Origin of the sequence: Alkalibacterium thalassium (assembly GCF_900101165.1) — a bacterium.
GTDB lineage: Bacteria > Bacillota > Bacilli > Lactobacillales > Carnobacteriaceae_A > Alkalibacterium > Alkalibacterium indicireducens.
Map to the genome: position 1 here is coordinate 1 of NZ_FNFK01000007.1, position 18,243 is coordinate 18,243.

Annotated in this window: 32 protein-coding genes; all 32 read right to left on the reverse strand. The window is 43.1% G+C overall.

Going from position 1 to position 18,243, the window contains the following annotated elements; genetic code table 11:
- Positions 1-408: 408 nt before the first annotated feature.
- Complete coding sequence (locus BLR76_RS02930; protein WP_091265239.1) at positions 409-1,206, reverse strand: energy-coupling factor transporter transmembrane component T family protein; 798 nt, start codon at positions 1,204-1,206, stop codon at positions 409-411.
- Positions 1,203-2,078 (reverse strand): energy-coupling factor ABC transporter ATP-binding protein, encoded by an 876-nt coding sequence (locus tag BLR76_RS02935; protein ID WP_091265242.1) that lies wholly within the window; start codon positions 2,076-2,078, stop codon positions 1,203-1,205. The genes BLR76_RS02930 and BLR76_RS02935 overlap by 4 nt, the downstream gene beginning before the upstream one ends.
- A complete protein-coding gene (locus tag BLR76_RS02940; RefSeq protein WP_091265244.1) occupies positions 2,054-2,893 on the reverse strand; it encodes an energy-coupling factor ABC transporter ATP-binding protein in 840 nt (279 codons plus the stop codon). Before BLR76_RS02940 ends, BLR76_RS02935 begins: the two co-directional genes overlap by 25 nt.
- Positions 2,894-3,292: 399 nt before the next feature.
- The gene (gene rplQ / locus BLR76_RS02945) at positions 3,293-3,709 is read right to left on the reverse strand and encodes a 50S ribosomal protein L17 (RefSeq protein ID WP_091265247.1); all 417 of its coding nucleotides are present in this window, start codon (positions 3,707-3,709) and stop codon (positions 3,293-3,295) included.
- Positions 3,710-3,816: 107 nt separating this feature from the next.
- Positions 3,817-4,761, reverse strand: coding sequence for a DNA-directed RNA polymerase subunit alpha (locus BLR76_RS02950; protein WP_091265250.1), 945 nt, complete (start codon positions 4,759-4,761; stop codon positions 3,817-3,819).
- Positions 4,762-4,821: 60 nt separating this feature from the next.
- A complete protein-coding gene (gene rpsK, locus BLR76_RS02955; RefSeq protein WP_091265252.1) occupies positions 4,822-5,220 on the reverse strand; it encodes a 30S ribosomal protein S11 in 399 nt (132 codons plus the stop codon).
- Between the two features lie 28 nt (positions 5,221-5,248).
- Positions 5,249-5,614, reverse strand: coding sequence for a 30S ribosomal protein S13 (rpsM, locus tag BLR76_RS02960; protein ID WP_091265254.1), 366 nt, complete (start codon positions 5,612-5,614; stop codon positions 5,249-5,251).
- Between the two features lie 24 nt (positions 5,615-5,638).
- The gene (rpmJ, locus tag BLR76_RS02965; protein ID WP_034551737.1) at positions 5,639-5,752 is read right to left on the reverse strand and encodes a 50S ribosomal protein L36; all 114 of its coding nucleotides are present in this window, start codon (positions 5,750-5,752) and stop codon (positions 5,639-5,641) included.
- Between the two features lie 35 nt (positions 5,753-5,787).
- Positions 5,788-6,006 carry a translation initiation factor IF-1 gene (gene infA / locus BLR76_RS02970; RefSeq protein ID WP_034299926.1) on the reverse strand — a complete coding sequence of 73 codons (219 nt, stop codon included), beginning with the start codon at positions 6,004-6,006 and terminating at the stop codon, positions 5,788-5,790.
- 172 nt (positions 6,007-6,178) lie between these two features.
- Positions 6,179-6,823 (reverse strand): adenylate kinase, encoded by a 645-nt coding sequence (locus BLR76_RS02975; RefSeq protein ID WP_091265256.1) that lies wholly within the window; start codon positions 6,821-6,823, stop codon positions 6,179-6,181.
- Between the two features lie 121 nt (positions 6,824-6,944).
- Entirely contained in the window at positions 6,945-8,243 is a 1,299-nt protein-coding gene (gene secY / locus BLR76_RS02980) for a preprotein translocase subunit SecY (protein WP_091265258.1), read from the reverse strand.
- On the reverse strand, positions 8,243-8,683 hold the full coding sequence (rplO, locus tag BLR76_RS02985; RefSeq protein ID WP_091265260.1) for a 50S ribosomal protein L15: 441 nt from the start codon (positions 8,681-8,683) through the stop codon (positions 8,243-8,245). Before rplO ends, secY begins: the two co-directional genes overlap by 1 nt.
- Positions 8,684-8,720: 37 nt before the next feature.
- Positions 8,721-8,900: a 50S ribosomal protein L30 gene (rpmD, locus tag BLR76_RS02990; protein WP_091265262.1), complete on the reverse strand. Its 180-nt coding sequence runs from the start codon at positions 8,898-8,900 to the stop codon at positions 8,721-8,723.
- Positions 8,901-8,914: 14 nt separating this feature from the next.
- A complete protein-coding gene (gene rpsE / locus BLR76_RS02995; RefSeq protein WP_091265264.1) occupies positions 8,915-9,418 on the reverse strand; it encodes a 30S ribosomal protein S5 in 504 nt (167 codons plus the stop codon).
- Positions 9,419-9,440: 22 nt separating this feature from the next.
- A complete protein-coding gene (gene rplR / locus BLR76_RS03000; protein WP_091265266.1) occupies positions 9,441-9,806 on the reverse strand; it encodes a 50S ribosomal protein L18 in 366 nt (121 codons plus the stop codon).
- A gap of 101 nt (positions 9,807-9,907) precedes the next feature.
- Positions 9,908-10,444 carry a 50S ribosomal protein L6 gene (gene rplF, locus BLR76_RS03005; RefSeq protein ID WP_091265269.1) on the reverse strand — a complete coding sequence of 179 codons (537 nt, stop codon included), beginning with the start codon at positions 10,442-10,444 and terminating at the stop codon, positions 9,908-9,910.
- Between the two features lie 31 nt (positions 10,445-10,475).
- Positions 10,476-10,874 (reverse strand): 30S ribosomal protein S8, encoded by a 399-nt coding sequence (rpsH, locus tag BLR76_RS03010; protein ID WP_091265271.1) that lies wholly within the window; start codon positions 10,872-10,874, stop codon positions 10,476-10,478.
- Positions 10,875-11,013: 139 nt separating this feature from the next.
- A complete protein-coding gene (locus BLR76_RS03015) occupies positions 11,014-11,199 on the reverse strand; it encodes a type Z 30S ribosomal protein S14 (RefSeq protein WP_091265274.1) in 186 nt (61 codons plus the stop codon).
- Between the two features lie 33 nt (positions 11,200-11,232).
- Positions 11,233-11,772: a 50S ribosomal protein L5 gene (gene rplE / locus BLR76_RS03020; RefSeq protein WP_091265277.1), complete on the reverse strand. Its 540-nt coding sequence runs from the start codon at positions 11,770-11,772 to the stop codon at positions 11,233-11,235.
- Positions 11,773-11,801: 29 nt separating this feature from the next.
- Positions 11,802-12,107 carry a 50S ribosomal protein L24 gene (gene rplX, locus BLR76_RS03025; RefSeq protein WP_091265279.1) on the reverse strand — a complete coding sequence of 102 codons (306 nt, stop codon included), beginning with the start codon at positions 12,105-12,107 and terminating at the stop codon, positions 11,802-11,804.
- Positions 12,108-12,141: 34 nt separating this feature from the next.
- Positions 12,142-12,510, reverse strand: coding sequence for a 50S ribosomal protein L14 (gene rplN, locus BLR76_RS03030; protein ID WP_091265283.1), 369 nt, complete (start codon positions 12,508-12,510; stop codon positions 12,142-12,144).
- Positions 12,511-12,592: 82 nt separating this feature from the next.
- A complete protein-coding gene (gene rpsQ, locus BLR76_RS03035; RefSeq protein WP_091265284.1) occupies positions 12,593-12,856 on the reverse strand; it encodes a 30S ribosomal protein S17 in 264 nt (87 codons plus the stop codon).
- Between the two features lie 41 nt (positions 12,857-12,897).
- On the reverse strand, positions 12,898-13,089 hold the full coding sequence (gene rpmC / locus BLR76_RS03040) for a 50S ribosomal protein L29 (protein ID WP_091265287.1): 192 nt from the start codon (positions 13,087-13,089) through the stop codon (positions 12,898-12,900).
- Positions 13,079-13,510, reverse strand: coding sequence for a 50S ribosomal protein L16 (rplP, locus tag BLR76_RS03045; protein ID WP_091265288.1), 432 nt, complete (start codon positions 13,508-13,510; stop codon positions 13,079-13,081). The genes rpmC and rplP overlap by 11 nt, the downstream gene beginning before the upstream one ends.
- A 3-nt stretch (positions 13,511-13,513) precedes the next feature.
- A complete protein-coding gene (rpsC, locus tag BLR76_RS03050) occupies positions 13,514-14,170 on the reverse strand; it encodes a 30S ribosomal protein S3 (protein WP_091265291.1) in 657 nt (218 codons plus the stop codon).
- A 3-nt stretch (positions 14,171-14,173) separates the two neighbouring features.
- A complete protein-coding gene (rplV, locus tag BLR76_RS03055) occupies positions 14,174-14,530 on the reverse strand; it encodes a 50S ribosomal protein L22 (protein ID WP_091265293.1) in 357 nt (118 codons plus the stop codon).
- A gap of 21 nt (positions 14,531-14,551) precedes the next feature.
- The gene (gene rpsS, locus BLR76_RS03060; RefSeq protein ID WP_091265296.1) at positions 14,552-14,827 is read right to left on the reverse strand and encodes a 30S ribosomal protein S19; all 276 of its coding nucleotides are present in this window, start codon (positions 14,825-14,827) and stop codon (positions 14,552-14,554) included.
- A gap of 66 nt (positions 14,828-14,893) precedes the next feature.
- Complete coding sequence (gene rplB, locus BLR76_RS03065; protein ID WP_091265299.1) at positions 14,894-15,730, reverse strand: 50S ribosomal protein L2; 837 nt, start codon at positions 15,728-15,730, stop codon at positions 14,894-14,896.
- Positions 15,731-15,787: 57 nt separating this feature from the next.
- Positions 15,788-16,078 carry a 50S ribosomal protein L23 gene (rplW, locus tag BLR76_RS03070; RefSeq protein ID WP_091265301.1) on the reverse strand — a complete coding sequence of 97 codons (291 nt, stop codon included), beginning with the start codon at positions 16,076-16,078 and terminating at the stop codon, positions 15,788-15,790.
- On the reverse strand, positions 16,078-16,701 hold the full coding sequence (gene rplD / locus BLR76_RS03075; RefSeq protein WP_091265303.1) for a 50S ribosomal protein L4: 624 nt from the start codon (positions 16,699-16,701) through the stop codon (positions 16,078-16,080). Before rplD ends, rplW begins: the two co-directional genes overlap by 1 nt.
- Positions 16,702-16,725: 24 nt before the next feature.
- Complete coding sequence (rplC, locus tag BLR76_RS03080) at positions 16,726-17,361, reverse strand: 50S ribosomal protein L3 (protein WP_091265305.1); 636 nt, start codon at positions 17,359-17,361, stop codon at positions 16,726-16,728.
- A 54-nt stretch (positions 17,362-17,415) separates the two neighbouring features.
- On the reverse strand, positions 17,416-17,724 hold the full coding sequence (rpsJ, locus tag BLR76_RS03085) for a 30S ribosomal protein S10 (protein WP_091265307.1): 309 nt from the start codon (positions 17,722-17,724) through the stop codon (positions 17,416-17,418).
- Positions 17,725-18,243 lie beyond the last annotated feature (519 nt).

Consider the following 18,243-nt stretch of genomic DNA (forward strand, 5'->3'; position numbering starts at 1 on the left):
GAATACATTTGATCAGTCACCTGGCGAAAGGAGTGGAAGTACACCCTCTGTTCGCTTTCAGTCAATGTTTCAAAATAACGTAACATCCAGTTTGGATAAACGCGTTCTGTATGCATGTCTCTAAAGATTGAGAAACCAAGGGTTTCTAGGCTATTAAAATCCTTCTTATTCATTTTTTTGTTGGATAATCCCCACCCAAAATCTAAGTATTGATCCAGGCTTAAACGTATTATCGCTCCTCCTATGACGTTATCATAGAAGGAGCGATAATAAATTATAAGGGGTTTTTATCAAACTGTCCTTGACATGGGGTCCAGTTTAAAAAATGATCCTTGATTTGACGGTGTTTTTAATTACTCAGATTTATAAATTATTACTAAAAGGTGACTTTTTTCCCATCCCCGTTGATTAAGTTCTCAGTACCAATAATGCGGCCGACAGAAGGCCAAATGCCACCATTATCATGGTATCTCTGCTAACCCATTCCAGCTGGCGGTACTTGGTACGCCCTTCTCCACCTTTATAACCACGTGCTTCCATAGCCGTAGCCAGTTCTTCAGCCCGGTTGAATGAACTGACAAACAGAGGAATCAGAAGTGGGACGATAGCTTTCATCTGCTGGTAAACATTTCCTTCACCAAAATCGATGCCTCGCGCACGCTGGGCATTCATGATTTTCTCCGTTTCATCCATTAACGTTGGAACAAAACGTAAGGCGATCGACAGCATCAGAGCAATTTCGTGAACGGGAACTTTTACTGCTGCAAGCGGACGCAGCAGGTACTCGATAGCATCTGTCAGAGACAGTGGCATCGTCGTCAATGTCAGGATCGTCGACATGAAAATGATCAGGACGAATCGCATGAAGATGAATACCCCATTCAGGAGCCCTTCCTGTGAAATAACGATCGGCCCAAGTCTGAACCAGATCGTCGATCCGCTCGTAAACAGGATCTGCAGGATTACAGTAAAGAGAATCAGCCAGATCAGGGGCTTCACACCATTAATGAAGAATTTCGGGCTGATCTCAGACAGCTTGACAGCCGTCAGAACAAAAACGGTCAGGAGAACATAGGTCAGCCAGTTATTCGCAAGAAAGATGATGATAATGAACCAGATGGCTCCCATCAGCTTCGCACGAGGATCCAACCGGTGAATAAATGAGTCACCCGGGATATAGCGTCCGAATATCAGTTTTTCCATCATAATCCTTCACCTGCTTTGCTCGCTAACTTATCTTTCATCTGCTGGGCCAGCTCATCTGTAGTCAGAGGCAGCGGATCAAATATCCACTCAAACTTTTCTTCCAGCTCATGAGCAAAGCGCACAGTTGACGGCACGCCCAGTTGCATACTGGACAACCAGCCGGCTTCCTTGAACAGCTCTCTCGGGTGTCCTTCTTTCATGACTGTTCCTTTTTCAAGAACGATCATGTGATCAGCGTATGTCGCCACATCATCCATCTGGTGCGTGACCAGTACAACAGTCAGTCCCTGTTCCTTGTAGAGAGTGTAGAACATGTCCATAATTTCCTTACGTCCCTGAGGATCCAGACCAGCTGTCGGCTCATCTAGAACCAGAACTTCCGGTTCGAGAGCCAGCACTCCAGCTATAGCCACGCGGCGCATCTGGCCCCCGGACAAGTCAAAAGGTGACCGTTCCATAAAGGATTCGTCCAGTCCAACGAGCGGCAGGAGTTCTCTGGCTTTCTCGAGGCCTTCTTCTTCGGACAGGCCGAAGTTCTTCGGTCCGAATGCAATATCTTTTCCAACCGTCTCTTCAAACAGCTGAGCTTCCGGGAACTGGAAAACGATTCCCACTTTTTTACGTAGAGACTTGAGTCCTTTATTCTCAGAAAAATTTGTGATGACACGGTCGCCGATAGTAACCTGACCACTCGTCGGCTTTTTCAGCGCATTCAGATGCTGAAGTACAGTCGACTTTCCACTTCCGGTATGTCCGACGATGGCAGTAAAGGAACTGTCTTTGATCGTCAGATTGATATCATGAAGCGCTCTACTCTGAAAAGGTGTGCCCGGCTGATAGGTGTAGCCTACTTCTTCGAAACGTATGTCCATAGCCAGTCAACCATCCCTTCTTCAGTCAGATAATCCTTGGGCACATCGATGCCCTCTTTTTTTAGTGATGCCTTCAGTCTTTCAGGAAAAGGCAGATCCAGTCCCATTTCGACAAGTTTTTCTCCATATGAAAAGATCGTTTCCGGAGTTCCTTCCTGGATCATCTGGCCGTCTCTCATGACCAGTACCCGGTTGGCAGCTGCCGCTTCGTCAATATCATGAGTGATGGACAGGACAGATAAATTCTCCTGCTCCTTCACTTCCTTGACTGTACGCAGAACTTCTTCTCTTCCCTGAGGATCCAGCATACTGGTTGCTTCATCAAGGATCATGATGTCCGGTCTCAGTGCAACGATTCCTGCAATAGCTACACGCTGCTTCTGACCTCCGGATAGACGGGCTGGTTCACGTTCAGCAAACTCGAGCATGTTCACTTTTTCCAGAGCTGTTCGGACCCGTTCAAGCATCTCTTCTCTGGGAATTCCCAGATTCTCGAGTCCAAAGGCTACATCGTCCTGCACAGTCGATCCGACAAACTGGTTATCAGGGTTCTGAAAGACCATGCCGACCATTTCACGAATGGACCATACATTCTTTTCATTCAGCTCAAGACCGCCGACAGCGACTTCTCCACTATCGGGTTCGATCAGCCCGTTGACCGTCTTGGCCAAAGTGGACTTACCAGAGCCGTTGGGTCCGATGATTGCAACCCATTCGCCTTTATTGATCGAAAAAGATACACCCTTCAGAGCCGGACGCTGATCTTCATCATCATATGTGTAAGTGACGTTTTTAACGTTTATAATTTCAGACATGATTTACCTCAACTTTTTGATTCAGTCTTTAAGTGCAGCGTCTTAGGTGTCAAGACAGCAACTCAACATTACAAGATTACCAAAAACAGTCTGAGATAACAATAGCCAAAGCCTTATGTATCCCTTTACATTACAGGCTTTTAAGGTTATCTCACTGCCATTCTCGCTATGCTGGGGAACGATTCTTTACGCAGAAATTCCTGCTAAAGGTATGCTCACGAAACTAGATTAAGCCATTCACTATTTAAACATATAAAAAAACACTTTGCGATATATGGTGCTCCCCCCGAAGGAATCCTCCGGGGGAAACTGAGCTAGACACTTGGAAACTAGTCCATCATCGTAACGCTCATCATACATCCAAAAGTGATTTGGTCAAATCATTATATCGATTACTGATTACTCAGCATCTTCGTCAGCAGAAGCTGCAGATCCTTCAACAAGCTCAAGTACAGCCATTGGTGCACCGTCTCCGCGACGAGGTTCTGTTTTCAGTACGCGTGTGTATCCACCGTTACGCTCAGCGAAACGAGGTGCGATATCATCAAACAGTTTTTGAAGTACAGTTTGTACTACGATTTCGTCTTCAGTTTCTGATACAGTTGCCAGTTCGTTACGAACAAATGCAGCAGCTTGACGACGAGCGTGCAAGTCTCCACGCTTACCTAATGTGATCATTTTATCGGCAAGTTTAGATACTTCTTTCGCACGAGTCACAGTAGTTACAATACGCTCGTTGATGAAAAGATCTGATGTCAGATCACGAAGCATTGCTTTACGCTGTGAACTAGTACGTCCTAATTTACGATAACCCATTCGTCGAAATCCTCCCTTAACTACAAGATTACAATTCCGTCATGTCAGACATGCCGGTCAGTTTTTTTATAACATACCTGTTTAGGTATATCAGTTAGTATGAGTAATTACTCTTCATCACGCAGGCCCAGATCGAGCTCGCCTAATTTAAGTTTAACTTCTTCCAGTGATTTACGTCCTAAGTTACGGACTTTCATCATTTCTGGTTCAGTTTTATTTGTCAGTTCCTGTACAGTGTTTATTCCAGCTCGCTTCAGACAGTTGTAAGAACGTACAGACAGATCAAGCTCTTCGATAGTCATCTCAAGCATTTTTTCCATTTGTGTTTCTTCTTTTTCAACCATGATTTCAGCTTCGCGGGCTTCTTCTGTCAAGTTGACAAATATATTCAGGTGTTCGGTCATGATTTTAGCTGCTAAACTTACTCCGTCTTCAGGAGAGATCGAACCATCTGTCCATACATCAAGCGTCAGCTTGTCGTACTGTTCTTTTTCTCCAACACGCGTATTTTCGACATGGTAGTTCACTCGGCTGATTGGGGTATAAATCGAATCAACCGGCAATACACCAATCGGCATATCATCGTGTTTGTTGTGTTCAGCGCGTACATACCCTCTGCCTTTTTGTGCTTCCATGCGGGCGTGTAAGTGTCCACCCTCAGAGACTGTACAAATATATAGATCCGGGTTCATTATTTCAACATCACTGTCAAAAATAATATCAGCAGCTGTGACAGTTGCCGGTCCCTCGACATCTATTTCAATTGTTTTAGTTTCATCAGAATACAACTTAAGCGCGAGTTTTTTTAAGTTTAAAATGATGGCAGTAACATCTTCTACTACTCCATCGATCGCAGTGAATTCATGCAAAACGCCATCAATTTGAATATTTGTGACGGCAGCACCTGGCAAAGATGATAGTAAGATTCGACGCAGGGAGTTACCCAGAGTAGTTCCGTATCCTCGCTCAAGCGGTTCAACGACAAACTTGCCGAATTTTCCATCTTCACTGATCTCAACTGTATCTATTACCGGTTTCTCAATTTCGATCATATAGTCCGTTTACCCCTTTCAAAACGTTTAGTCCACGCTATCCTAAAACGACATCTATTATTAAACGCGACGACGTTTTGGAGGACGGCATCCGTTATGTGGTACCGGTGTTACGTCACGAATTGCAGTTACTTCCAAACCAGTTGCTTGTAGAGAACGGATTGCCGCTTCACGGCCTGATCCAGGTCCTTTAACAGTAACCTCGACAGACTTCATGCCATTTTCCATTCCGCCTTTTGCAGCAGCTTCAGCAGCCATTTGAGCAGCAAACGGTGTTGATTTACGAGAACCTCTGAATCCTAATGATCCAGCAGATGACCATGAAATCGCGTTTCCATGTACATCAGTTATCATTACAATAGTGTTGTTGAATGTTGAACGGATATGTGCTACTCCGTGTTCAATATTCTTTTTCACTCGACGTTTACGATTACGAGCGGGTCTTTTTGCTTTAGCCATTCGTAGATTGACCTCCTAACTTAGGTGATTATTTTTTCTTGCCGGCAATAGCGATTGCTCTGCCTTTACGCGTACGCGCATTGTTTTTAGTGTTCTGACCACGTACTGGAAGACCACGACGGTGACGAATGCCACGGTATGATCCGATTTCGATTAAACGTTTGATGTTCTGGTTCACTTCACGACGAAGATCTCCTTCAACTTTCAGTTTATCGACTTCAGCACGGATTGCATCTAATTGATCGTTTGTCAGTTCACGTACACGAGTTTCCTCTGGTACGCCTGCAGCTTCAAGAATCTTCTGAGCTGTTGTCTTACCGATACCATAGATATATGTTAATGAAATTACCACATGTTTGTCACGTGGAATATCTACACCTGCTACACGAGCCATGTATGAGCACCTCCTGTTATTATATTATCCTTGACGTTGTTTGTGCTTAGGATTTTCGCAAATAACCATTACACGGCCGTTACGACGAATCACTTTACACTTGTCACATATTTTTTTGACTGATGGTCTTACTTTCATGAACTTTCCCTCCTTGAGTCTTCGGAGTCCTAAGTTTATTTAAATCGATACGTAATGCGTCCACGAGTTAAATCATATGGAGACATTTCTACCGTTACCTTATCCCCAGGCAGAATCCGGATGTAATTCATACGAATTTTGCCAGAAACGTGTGCTAGAATTTCGTGCCCGTTCTCCAATTCAACTTTGAACATTGCATTAGGCAAAGTTTCTAGGACGGTTCCTTCAATCTCTATAACATCATCTTTTGCCACGCCTGGTTTCCTCCTTTGATATCTCACTTCTGTACACATGAAATAGTGAGAACAAAGTATTCTCACTTGATTATCTACTATAATAATGTAAAACGCCAGCTTTTTGACGCTCGTACTATTATATCATGCGCACACAATCATTGCAAGGATTCATTATAAAACATCGGACTTCTTAGTTTAACTGGTCCACAATGTCCTGAAATACTTTTTTAGGATCCTGTTCGCCGTCAATTTCACGAACCAGATCGTAGTCAGCATAATGCTTGACAAGTACTTCTGTCTGTTCTTCATTCACATCAATACGATTCTTAACTGTTTCAGGCTTATCGTCTTCACGCTGATAAAAATCGTGTGCGCCGCATTTATCACAAGTGCCCTCCACTTTAGGTGGATTCATTGTCTTGTGATACGTAGCACCACAGTTTGAACACATGAATCGGCCGGTCAGACGTTCCATTAAAATGTCTTTAGGTACCTTAATGTACAGAACATGCTGCAGTCTTCTGTTCTTCGAAGCCAAAGCTTTCTGTAAAGCCTGTGCCTGATTCAACGTGCGAGGGTAGCCATCCAGTAAAAACCCTCTTTTGGCATCGTCTTGTTCTAGACGTTCTTTGACAATTCCATTTGTTACTTCATCTGGCACGAGATTTCCCTCGTCCATGTATTTTTTTGCTTCCAAACCCAGTGGAGTCTTGTTCTTCATAGCTGCCCTGAACATATCTCCGGTAGAAATATGCGGTATATTGAATTTATCAGATATACGTGCAGCCTGAGTCCCTTTCCCTGCTCCGGGAAGACCTAACAGGATCACATTCATCTTGCTTCCTCCTTAAGTTGGTAAGAATTTCTTCAGCATTAACCGAAAAAAGACCGATTCACCCTCTACTGGCAAGCAGTAAAGACTAAGGGGCAAATCGTCTATTTTCAATGGGCTACCATTATGAGCGCTGAATGAAACCTTGGTAACTCTTCTTGCTCAGCAATCCTTCAAGCTGACGCATGGAGTCAAGTGCCACACCGACAACGATGAGCAGGCTTGTTCCTCCTAAAGCAATCGAACTGGGTAGATTGAACAAAGCAGAAGCCACAATCGGAAGCAATGAGATCGTTCCTAGATAAATCGCTCCAACTGTGCTTAAACGAATAAGCATATAGCCAATGTATTCTTCTGTAGCTCGTCCAGGTCTGACACTAGGTATATATCCATTTTGTTTCTGCAGGTTTTCCGCGGCTTTTTCAGGGTTGACCTGAATAAAGGCGTAGAAGTACGTGAAGAGAACAATCAGGATCGTGTACAGAGCTGCTCCAAGCGGTTCCTGAAGATTGAAAATGTTATTCAATGTCTGGAACCATGCAGCATTCTGATTACCTTGAGCAAAGTAACCTAAAATGATCTGCGGAGTCATAAGAAACGAACTGGCGAAGATAACTGGAATAACTCCAGCTGAGTTAACTTTAAGTGGCAATACAGCACTGTCCTTGGACGTGCTAGCACGTTTTGAATAACGGACAGGTATATTACGTTTTGCATTTTCCATAAACGTTACGAGAATAACGAGCAGAATGAAAACGACGATGATTCCTGCAGCTAATGCCCAGGCACTGACGATTTCATCTCCTGCATTACGGATCTCAGTGTTATAGAACTGCTGTACATCTTGTGGAATACGAGCAATAATCCCTGAGAAGATGATGAATGATGTTCCGTTACCGAATCCGTGAACGGTGATCATTTCACCTAACCACATAACAAGCATCGTTCCTGCTGTAAGGATGATTGCGATCGTAACATACGTCGCCGGTCCAGGATTTCTTACGAGTCCCAGTCCAGTCAGCGCATTAAATCCATAAGAGATACCAATCGCCTGGAAGAATGCCAGAACGATTGTTAAATAGCGCGTGGCCTGGTTCAGCTTTTTACGTCCCACTTCACCCTGTTCGGACCATTCCTTGAACTTAGGAAGGACGTCCATCTGCAGGAGCTGTACGACGATCGATGCCGTAATGTATGGAGATACACCTAGAGCGAAAACTGAGTAACTCCCCAGGGCTCCACCACCAAAGGTATCGAGCAAGTTGAACAAGCCGGTATCTGATAATTCTGTTAATGCCTGTGCATTTACACCTGGTACCGTAATATGCGTTCCGAGACGGAACACAATCAGGATACCTAAGGTGAATAATACACGAGTACGAACATCTTTTTCTTTGATAGCGCCCTTTATCAGTTCGATCATTAGATCACCTCTACTGATCCACCGGCAGCTTCGATCGCTTCTTTAGCAGAAGCAGAAAACTTGTGTGCTTTCACAGTTAGTTTGTGATCGACGTTTCCTTTCGCCAAAACTTTCACACCGGATTTTTCGTTTTTGATTACTCCTGTTTCTACAAGTAGTTCTGGAGTAACTTCTGTACCTTCTTCGAATCGGTTAAGTGTGTCTAAGTTAACAATAGCAAATTCTTTACGGTTGTAGTTAGTAAATCCGCGTTTTGGTAGAGTCTGGAACAATGGTGTCTGTCCACCCTCAAAACCTAAACGTGTTCCTCCGCCTGAACGAGCTTTCTGCCCTTTTTGTCCACGGCCGGATGTTTTTCCGTTACCAGAAGATGATCCGCGACCTACACGGTTACGTGTTTTACGAGATCCTTCTGCAGGTTTTAATTCATGAAGTTTCATAAATTCTGGCACCTCCTTTAGTTAGTCTCTGTACTCATTAGGCTTCTTTAACATCGACTAAATGAGCGATATGTTTGATTGCTCCTCGAACATATTCATTGTCAGGTCTTACCACTGTGTGGTTTGGCTTTCTAAGACCTAAAGTCTGAACTGCCTGGATCTGTTTCTGAGAACGACCAATCAAACTGCGTTTTAAAGTAATTTCCAAGTTTGCCATTGAGTCATCTCTCCTTATCCAAGTAATTCTTCTACGGATTTTCCGCGTAGTTTAGCTACATCTTCAGCACGTTTCAAGTTGCTGATTCCGTCAATTGTTGCACGGATCATGTTGATTGGCGAGCTGGATCCAACTGATTTAGAAGATACGTCTTGTACTCCAGCCAATTCCAGTACCGCACGTACAGGTCCACCAGCAGATACTCCAGAACCGGCAACAGCTGGTTTAAGAATAATCTTACCGCCACCATGGCGTCCGATAATCTGGTGTGGAAGAGTAGTTCCAACCATAGGTACTTCCACAAGATTGTTTTTAGCGTCATCGATCGCTTTACGGATCGCTTCAGGTACTTCCTGAGCTTTACCGGTACCAAAACCGACATGTCCGTTTCTGTCTCCAACAACGACTAAAGCAGCGAAACGCATACGACGTCCACCTTTAACAACTTTAGTAACACGGTTGATTTCTACTACGCGATCTTCAATATCTAATTTAGATGCATCAATATGAGTTGTCATGTACTGTAACTCCTCCTTTTCTTTAGAATTTAAGTCCGTTTTCACGTGCTGCGTCAGCTAGTGCTTGTACGCGTCCGTGGTATTGATATCCTCCACGATCAAAGACTACTTCAGTAATGTCTTTGTCTACTGCGCGTTTAGCAACTAGTGCGCCTACTGCAGCAGCTTCTTCAACTTTTGAATCACCTGAAACATCAGTATCCAAGGAAGATGCACTTGCGAGCGTTACACCCTCTACATCATCAATTACTTGAGCGTAGATGTTTTTATTCGAACGGAAAATGTTCAAACGTGGGCGCTCAGCAGTACCAGAAAGGTTTCTGCGAATACGTTTTTGTCTTTTCTTGCGTAATTTGTTTTTATCTGGTTTTGAAATCACAATTGTCACCTCTTTATATAGAATTCTCCTGTTACAGAGATCGTCCGGTCAACTGGCAAATAGAGAAGCAGAACACGATACGCTGATGGATCAGGTTCCACTTATACTTATTATTTACCTGTTTTACCTTCTTTACGACGTACGTGTTCGCCTCTGTAGCGAATTCCTTTACCTTTGTATGGCTCAGGTGGACGTACAGCGCGGATGTTAGCAGCTAATGCGCCAACTTTTTCTTTGCTTGCACCTTTAACAGATATAACAGTATTAGATGGTACTTCAACTGTCAATCCTTCAACTTGTTCGAATTCAACTTGGTGAGAAAGACCTACGTTCAATACAAGTTTAGTTCCCTGCAACTGTGCACGGTAACCAACACCATTCAGTTCTAGAACTTTTTCGAATCCGACAGATACACCTTCTACCATGTTGTTCACGATAGCGCGAGTAGTTCCGTGGATCGTACGGTTAGCTTTAGAATCGTTTGGACGAGTGAACGTCATTTCATTATCTTCGATTTTAATATCAATAACAGGGCTGACTTCACGGGATAATTCTCCGTTTTTCCCTTTAACTGTTACCACGTTTCCGTCGATGTTTACATCTACACCTTCAGGAATAGTGATAGGCTTATTTCCGATACGGCTCAAAGTCCGGCACCTCCTTCATCTTTCTTAATGATTACCAAACGTATGCGAGGACTTCTCCCCCGATATTTTTAGCACGTGCTACTTTATCTGTAACGACGCCTTCTGAAGTCGATACTAGGGCGATACCCAGTCCGTTCAGTACTTTAGGCATGTCTTCTGCGTTAACATAAACGCGTAGGCCTGGTTTAGAGATACGTCTAACACCAGTGATTACACGTTCGTTGTTCTGACCATATTTTAAGAAAATGCGGACGATTCCTTGTTTGTCATCTTCCACGAATTCAACATCCTTGACGAAACCTTCTGATTTCAGGATATCGGCCATAGCTCTTTTTAAGTTAGAAGCAGGAATTTCCACTTTCGTATGACGCGCGTTGTTGGCGTTACGAATACGAGTTAAAAAGTCTGCGATTGGATCTGTCATGACCATTCGTTGTAGCCTCCTTTACGGCAAGTTTTCTAATTCAGTCCCGCTCGGCTGGCTCCATCATTTCTTATGTTCATGCAGTACTGATACCGAATGATCTGTTCAAAATGTGAAGTCCATTTACCGTGCTGTCCCTTGTTGTTTACCAGCTTGCTTTTTTCAAGCCAGGAATTTGACCTTTATATGCTAGCTCACGCAAGCAGATACGGCATAATTTGAATTTTTTGTACACGGAGTGTGGGCGTCCGCAACGTTCACAGCGGGTATACTCACGAGTCGAAAACTTGGCTGGTTTTTTGTTTTTTTCGATCATTGCTTTTTTAGCCATTTCTAATATTACCCTCCTAATAGGTAGTTTAGGTTATTTCTGGAACGGCATTCCCAATTGTCCGAGTAACTCACGAGCTTCTTCGTCTGTGTCAGCTGTTGTAACAATGACGATATCCATTCCGCGAACCTTATCTACATCATCGTAGTCGATTTCAGGGAAAATTAGTTGCTCTTTGATTCCCAGCGTGTAGTTACCACGGCCGTCAAATGCATTTTTGCTCACTCCACGGAAATCACGTACACGAGGTAATGAAACAGAAACTAATTTATCCAGGAAATCATACATGCGAGCTCCACGCAGGGTAACTTTCGTACCGATCGGCATACCTTCACGTAGACGGAAACCTGCGATAGATTTTTTCGCACGAGTGACAACTGGTTTTTGTCCAGAAATTTTTGTTAATTCTTCTACTGCTTTGTCTAAGTTTTTCGTGTTTGAAACAGCGTCACCTACACCCATGTTGATAACGATCTTGTCAACTTCTGGTGCCTGCATAACAGAGCTGTATTCAAATTTTTCAACTAATGATGGACGTACATCATTGTTATATTTTTCTTTAAGGCGTGTCATTTATGAATGCCCTCCTTTCCTACTTTTTATTAAAGTGCTTCGCCAGATTTTTTAGCGTAACGAACTTTCTTGCCATCTTCGATCTTATAACCTACACGTGTAGATTCTCCTGTTTTAGGATCGATCAACTGAACATTAGATACGTGAATTGGTGCTTCTGTTTCAACAATTCCGCCTTCTTGTCCCATACCTGTAGGACGGGTATGTTTTTTCATGATGTTGATCCCTTCAACGATCACTTTGTTCTGTTTAGGCATAGCAGATAGGACTGTTCCTTCTTTACCTTTGTCCTTACCAGCTAAAACTCTAACTTTATCTCCTGATTTAACAAACATTCTCTAGCGCACCTCCTTATGACGTTTATCGGAATTATAGAACTTCCGGAGCTAACGAAACAATTCTCATAAAGTCATTCTCACGTAATTCACGAGCAACTGGTCCGAAGATACGTGTTCCACGTGGTGCTTTGTCTTCACGAATAATTACACATGCATTTTCGTCAAATTTGATATATGAACCGTCTGGGCGTCTCGCACCAGATTTTGAGCGGACGATTACTGCACGAGCAACGTCTCCCTTTTTAACAACGCCGCCTGGTGTTGCCTGTTTAACAGTTACAACTACTTCATCACCGATGTTAGCCGTTTTAGCGCCTGAGCCACCTAGAACTTTAATGACCAGCACTTCACGTGCACCAGAGTTGTCAGCGACTTTCATTCGACTTTCTGTTTGAATCACGTTAGGATCCTCCTTTCAAACTCACGATAAAGCTTTATAGCTTTTCGTTGTGTACCTACCGCCTGGCGGTATTGTGTTCTGATTAAAGAACGATAGCCTCTTCTACCACTTCTAATAGACGGAATCTTTTGTCTTTAGACAATGGACGAGTTTCCATGATTGTAACAATGTCGCCAGTTTTAGCTGTGTTGTTTTCGTCATGAGCTTTGAATTTAGTTGAGTATTTCATTTGTTTTTTGTATTTAGGGTGTGACTTGCGAGTTGCGATTTCAACTACGATGGTTTTATCCATCTTGTCAGAAACGACTCTTCCCTGATACACTTTACGGTCGTTACGTTCAGCCATTGTTTAGCCTCCTTTGATTAAGCTATTACACTCAGTATTACTTATACTGCTTCAGTCTGACGCAGAACAGTTTTTACACGAGCGATACTTTTACGGACCTCTTTAATGCGAGCGGTGTTTTCCAATTGTCCAGTAGCTAATTGAAAGCGTAAGTTGAATAGCTCTTCTTTAAATTCTGCTTCTTTTTCAATTAATTCAGTAGTGGATAAGCCTATTAATTCATTAGCCTTCATTTGAGTCACCACTTTCTTCACGAGTTACTATCCTAGTTTTCACAGGTAGTTTGTGTGAAGCTAAACGCAATGCTTCTCGAGCGACTTCGTCAGATACGCCACCGATTTCAAACATGATTTTCCCACGTTTAACAGGTGCTACCCAGCTTTCAGGAGCTCCTTTACCAGAACCCATACGTACGCCGATTGCTTTAGCTGTCACTGGTTTGTGAGGGAAAATTTTAATCCATACTTTCCCACCACGTTTCATATAACGAGTCATCGCTATACGAGCTGATTCGATCTGTCTACTTGTGATCCATACTGAATCAACAGCTTGCAGACCATATTGTCCATATGCTATTTCTTTACCACCTTTAGCTTCGCCTCTCATTTTCCCACGAAACTCACGACGGTGTTTCACACGTTTTGGTACTAACATTGATTATTTCCCTCCTTTCTTGTCTTCGATTTTTTCAGGAAGAACTTCTCCTTTATAGATCCATACTTTAACACCTAGTTTACCGTAAGTAGTGTCAGCTTCTTCGTTAGCATAATCGATGTCTGCACGAAGTGTATGCAAAGGAACTGTCCCTTCTGAAAAGCTTTCGCTACGGGCAATATCTGCTCCGTTTAGTCGACCGGCTACCATTGTGCGGATACCTTTAGCTCCCATACGCATAGCACGTTGGATCGCCTGTTTCTGCGCACGACGGAATGAAATACGGTTTTCAAGCTGGTCAGCGATACTTTTAGCTACTAGTGTAGCATCAAGGTCTGCTTTTTTGATTTCCACGATGTTCACGTGTACTCTCTTGTTAGTCAAGTTGTTCAAGCCATTTCTCAATGCATCAACTTCTGATCCACCTTTACCAATGACCATTCCTGGTTTAGCAGTGTGAATCGATACATTGATTCTGTTTGCTGCACGTTCGATTTCTACGCGAGAAATGGAAGCATCGCTTAATTTCCTAGCAATGTACTCACGAACAGCAATATCTTCATGTAATTTATCTGCAAAATCTTTTTCTGCGTACCACTTAGCATCCCAATCTTTGATGACGCCAACACGCAGTCCATGAGGATTTACTTTTTGTCCCATTGATTACCCCTCCTTCTTCTCTGATACCACTACTGTAATGTGGCTTGTTCTTTTGTTGATTCTTGAAGCTGCACCTTTTGCACGAGGGCGGAACCTTTTTAGGGTTGCTCCTTCATTGACATAGGCTTCACTTACGACTAATTCTTCGATATCCATATCGTAGTTGTGTTCAGCATTTGCAATTGCTGACATCAAGACTTTTTCTACCGCTTCCGCTGCTCCTCTGTTAGTGAAGCGAAGGATAGAAATAGCTTCTGCAGCACTTTTTCCTCTAATGGTGTCAACGACCAGACGTGCTTTACGTGGTGCAATGCGTACCATGCGAGCTGTTGCTTTTGCTGCTGTTACTGTTTCTGCCATGAATGTATCCTCCCTTCGCTATTAACGTTTAGTCGTGCGGTCGTCTTTTCCGTGTCCGCGGTACGTTCTTGTTGGTGCAAATTCACCTAGTTTGTGTCCTACCATGTCTTCTTGAACATAGACGGGCACGTGTTTTCTTCCATCATATACGGCAATGGTATGACCTACAAAGTTCGGAAAGATTGTTGAGCGACGTGACCATGTTTTAATGACACGTTTGTTATCGTCATCCATTTCGCGAACTTTTTTCATCAGATGATCATCGACGAAAGGTCCCTTTTTCAAACTACGGCTCATGTATTGCCCTCCTTTTGGGGTTCTTCCCCTTATAATCGTTGCGTTTTTCAGTCAGTCCGTTATCGTTTATTTTTTAGCTTTACGACGACGAACGATAAGTTTATCTGAACGGTTCTTACCTTTACGGGTTTTCTTACCAAGAGTAGGTTTACCCCAAGGTGACATTGGACTTGGACGTCCGATTGGTGCTTTACCTTCACCACCACCGTGTGGGTGATCGTTCGGGTTCATTACAGATCCACGGACAGTTGGGCGTTTGCCTAACCAGCGGCTGCGTCCAGCTTTACCAATGTTGATTAGTTCATGCTGTTCGTTTCCTACAGTACCGATTGTTGCACGGCAGCTTTGAAGGATCAGACGGCTTTCACCAGAGCTTAAACGAACCAGTGCGTATTTACCTTCTTTACCAAGAACTTGAGCAGAAGTACCAGCTGAACGAACAAGCTGTCCGCCTTTACCAGGTTTTAACTCAACGTTGTGTACGAACGTACCAACAGGAATGTTTGCCAATGGCAGTGCATTACCTACTTGGATGTCTGCATCTACGCCAGAGTAGATGTCTGTTCCTACTTTAAGTCCTTTAGGTGCAAGAATGTATGTTTTTGTTCCATCCTCATATTGGATCAATGAGATGTTAGCAGAACGGTTTGGATCATATTCAATCGTTTTAACGATACCGCGAACGCCATCTTTCTGACGTTTGAAGTCGATCACACGGTATTTATGCTTGTGGCCTCCGCCTTGATGACGGACAGTGATTTTACCAGCGTTGTTACGTCCAGCACGTTTTGGGTTTGGTCTCAGCAAGCTTTTTTCTGGTGTGCTTGTTGTGATTTCAGCAAAATCTGACCCAGTCATGTTACGACGTCCGTTTGTGGTTGGTTTATATTTCTTAATCGCCACGTGATTCCCCTCCTTGTTAAACTAGTTTCGTGAATAGCATTTAAATTTCAATTATTATTATTCTTCGTCTCCGAACAATGCAATGTCATTCGAATCAGCAGATAAGGTAACGATCGCTTTACGACGTTTTTTAGTATATCCTTCATAACGTCCCATGCGCTTAGGTTTAGGCGCAGTGTTTATTACGTTTACTTTATCAACTTTTACATCGAAAATTTCTTCAACAGCTTTTTTGATTGTTGGTTTTTTAGCACGAACATCAACTTCGAAGGTATACTTTTTTTCGTCCATAGCATACATAGAAGCTTCAGTGATGATCGGGCGTAAGATTACGTCACGTGCATTCATTATTGAAGAGCCTCCTCTACTTTTTCCAGAGCAGCCTTCGTCAAGATGAGTTTGTCATGCGCAACAACATCTAGCACTGATACATTGTTAGGAGCTACAACTTTAACTCCTGGAATGTTGCGTGCAGAAAGTTTTGCGAATTCATTGTCATCCTCTAAGACAACCAGAGCTTTTCTGTTGACATCAAGGTTATTGAGTACCGCTCTGAACTCTTTTGTTTTTGGTGCATCGAAGTTCAGTCCGTCTACGATTACGATTTCTTCATCTATTACTTTAGTAGAAAGAACAGATTTGATCGCTAGGCGACGAACTTTCTTAGGTAGCTTGTAGCTGTATGAACGAGGTGTAGGTCCGAATACGGTACCTCCTCCACGCCATTGTGGTGAACGGATTGAGCCTTGACGAGCTCGTCCAGTCCCTTTCTGACGCCATGGTTTGCGTCCTCCGCCGCGCACTGCGCTACGGTTTTTTACTGCATGTGTTCCTTGTCTTAATGACGCACGCTGCATAGTGATCGCATCAAAAACGACACTTTCGTTTGGTTCGATACCAAAGATTGCATCATTTAATGTTACATCGCCATTTTGCGTTCCGTCTTGTTTAAATAACGTTACAGTTGGCATTCTGCTAGTCCTCCCTTCCTGATATTACTTGTCTGCTTTTTCTGCAGTTCTAATTTGTACAAGTGATTTTTTAGCTCCAGGTACATTACCTTTGATCAGTAAAACGTTGCGTTCAGTATCAACACGAACGATTTCCAGATTCTGTACAGTGACACGGTCGCCACCCATACGTCCAGCTAGTTTTTTGCCTTTGAATACTCTTGCAGGGTGAGTAGCCATACCCATTGATCCAGGACGACGGTGGTAACGAGAACCGTGCGTTTCAGGTCCGCGGCTTTGGCCGTGACGTTTGATAACACCCTGGAATCCTTTACCTTTAGACGTTCCTGTTACATCGACGATATCGCCTTCTGCAAATGTGTCTACTAATACTTCGTTTCCAACTTCTACGTCACCTAGCTCTGCATCTCTGAATTCTCGAATGAAGCGCTTAGGAGCCGTGTTAGCTTTTTTAACATGACCTTGTGCCGGTTTGTTAGATAAAACTTCACGTTTATCTTCGATTCCTAACTGAACTGAGTTATAACCGTCTGTTTCAACAGTTTTAACCTGCAGTACAACGTTAGGTTTCACTTCAACAACTGTTACAGGTACTAATTCACCTGATTCGCTGAAGATTTGAGTCATTCCGACTTTTTTTCCTAAGATTCCCTTGGTCATGAGTACACCTCCGTTATGTTAGTTTTTTATAGTTTAAGTTGTGTTGCTGATTAATTATAATTTGATTTCGATGTCTACGCCTGACGGTAAGTCAAGTTTAGTCAACGCATCAACTGTCTTTGGTGTTGGATTCAAGATATCCACAAGACGTTTGTGTGTACGCATTTCAAACTGCTCACGTGAATCTTTGTATTTATGTGGTGAACGGATGATTGTGTACAATTTACGTTCAGTTGGCAATGGGATTGGACCAGATACGTTTGCCCCAGTTCTTTTTGCCGTTTCCACGATTTTGTCAGCTGATTGATCAAGTACTCGATGCTCGTAAGCTTTTAGACGAATACGAATTTTTTGATTTGCCATGTTTTTCCCTCCTTCGCTTATTTAAGAAATAAACCTAGCTCCACGAAAATTTTCGGCCACCCTCCATGGCAATGCATCCGGGTGTGTCGTAACCTCTCGCTTCCTAGCCGCGGTTCTATGATTGATGCCTACCAGCGATTTCTATTTATACACAGGTTCAATAGATCCCGCCGAAATAAACGTCTCTCACAGACACCTATACAAGTATACAGACAACACGGACTAGAATCAAGTGTTTTCAAGCTTTTTATTGATTTATTCCCAGTTTTTTCAGTCTGTCCTGTATTAAACAACACTTCTTGTATTATAAGGGTTCCTGCCACTCCCTGCACCCTTTTTCACTCGCACATTTCAGCCTTTTTCATCAGGTTTCACTATTCTGCCACATTTGAGCTGCATGCTGCTTCAAGCTAATGTTCTTCTTTTATTTCTTTCGCTTCTTATTTAGTATAGAGTGATCTTCGGTAGTTCTGGTGGGATTAGGATTTTAGAGAGGCTTGGCACTTTTAGAAAACCTCC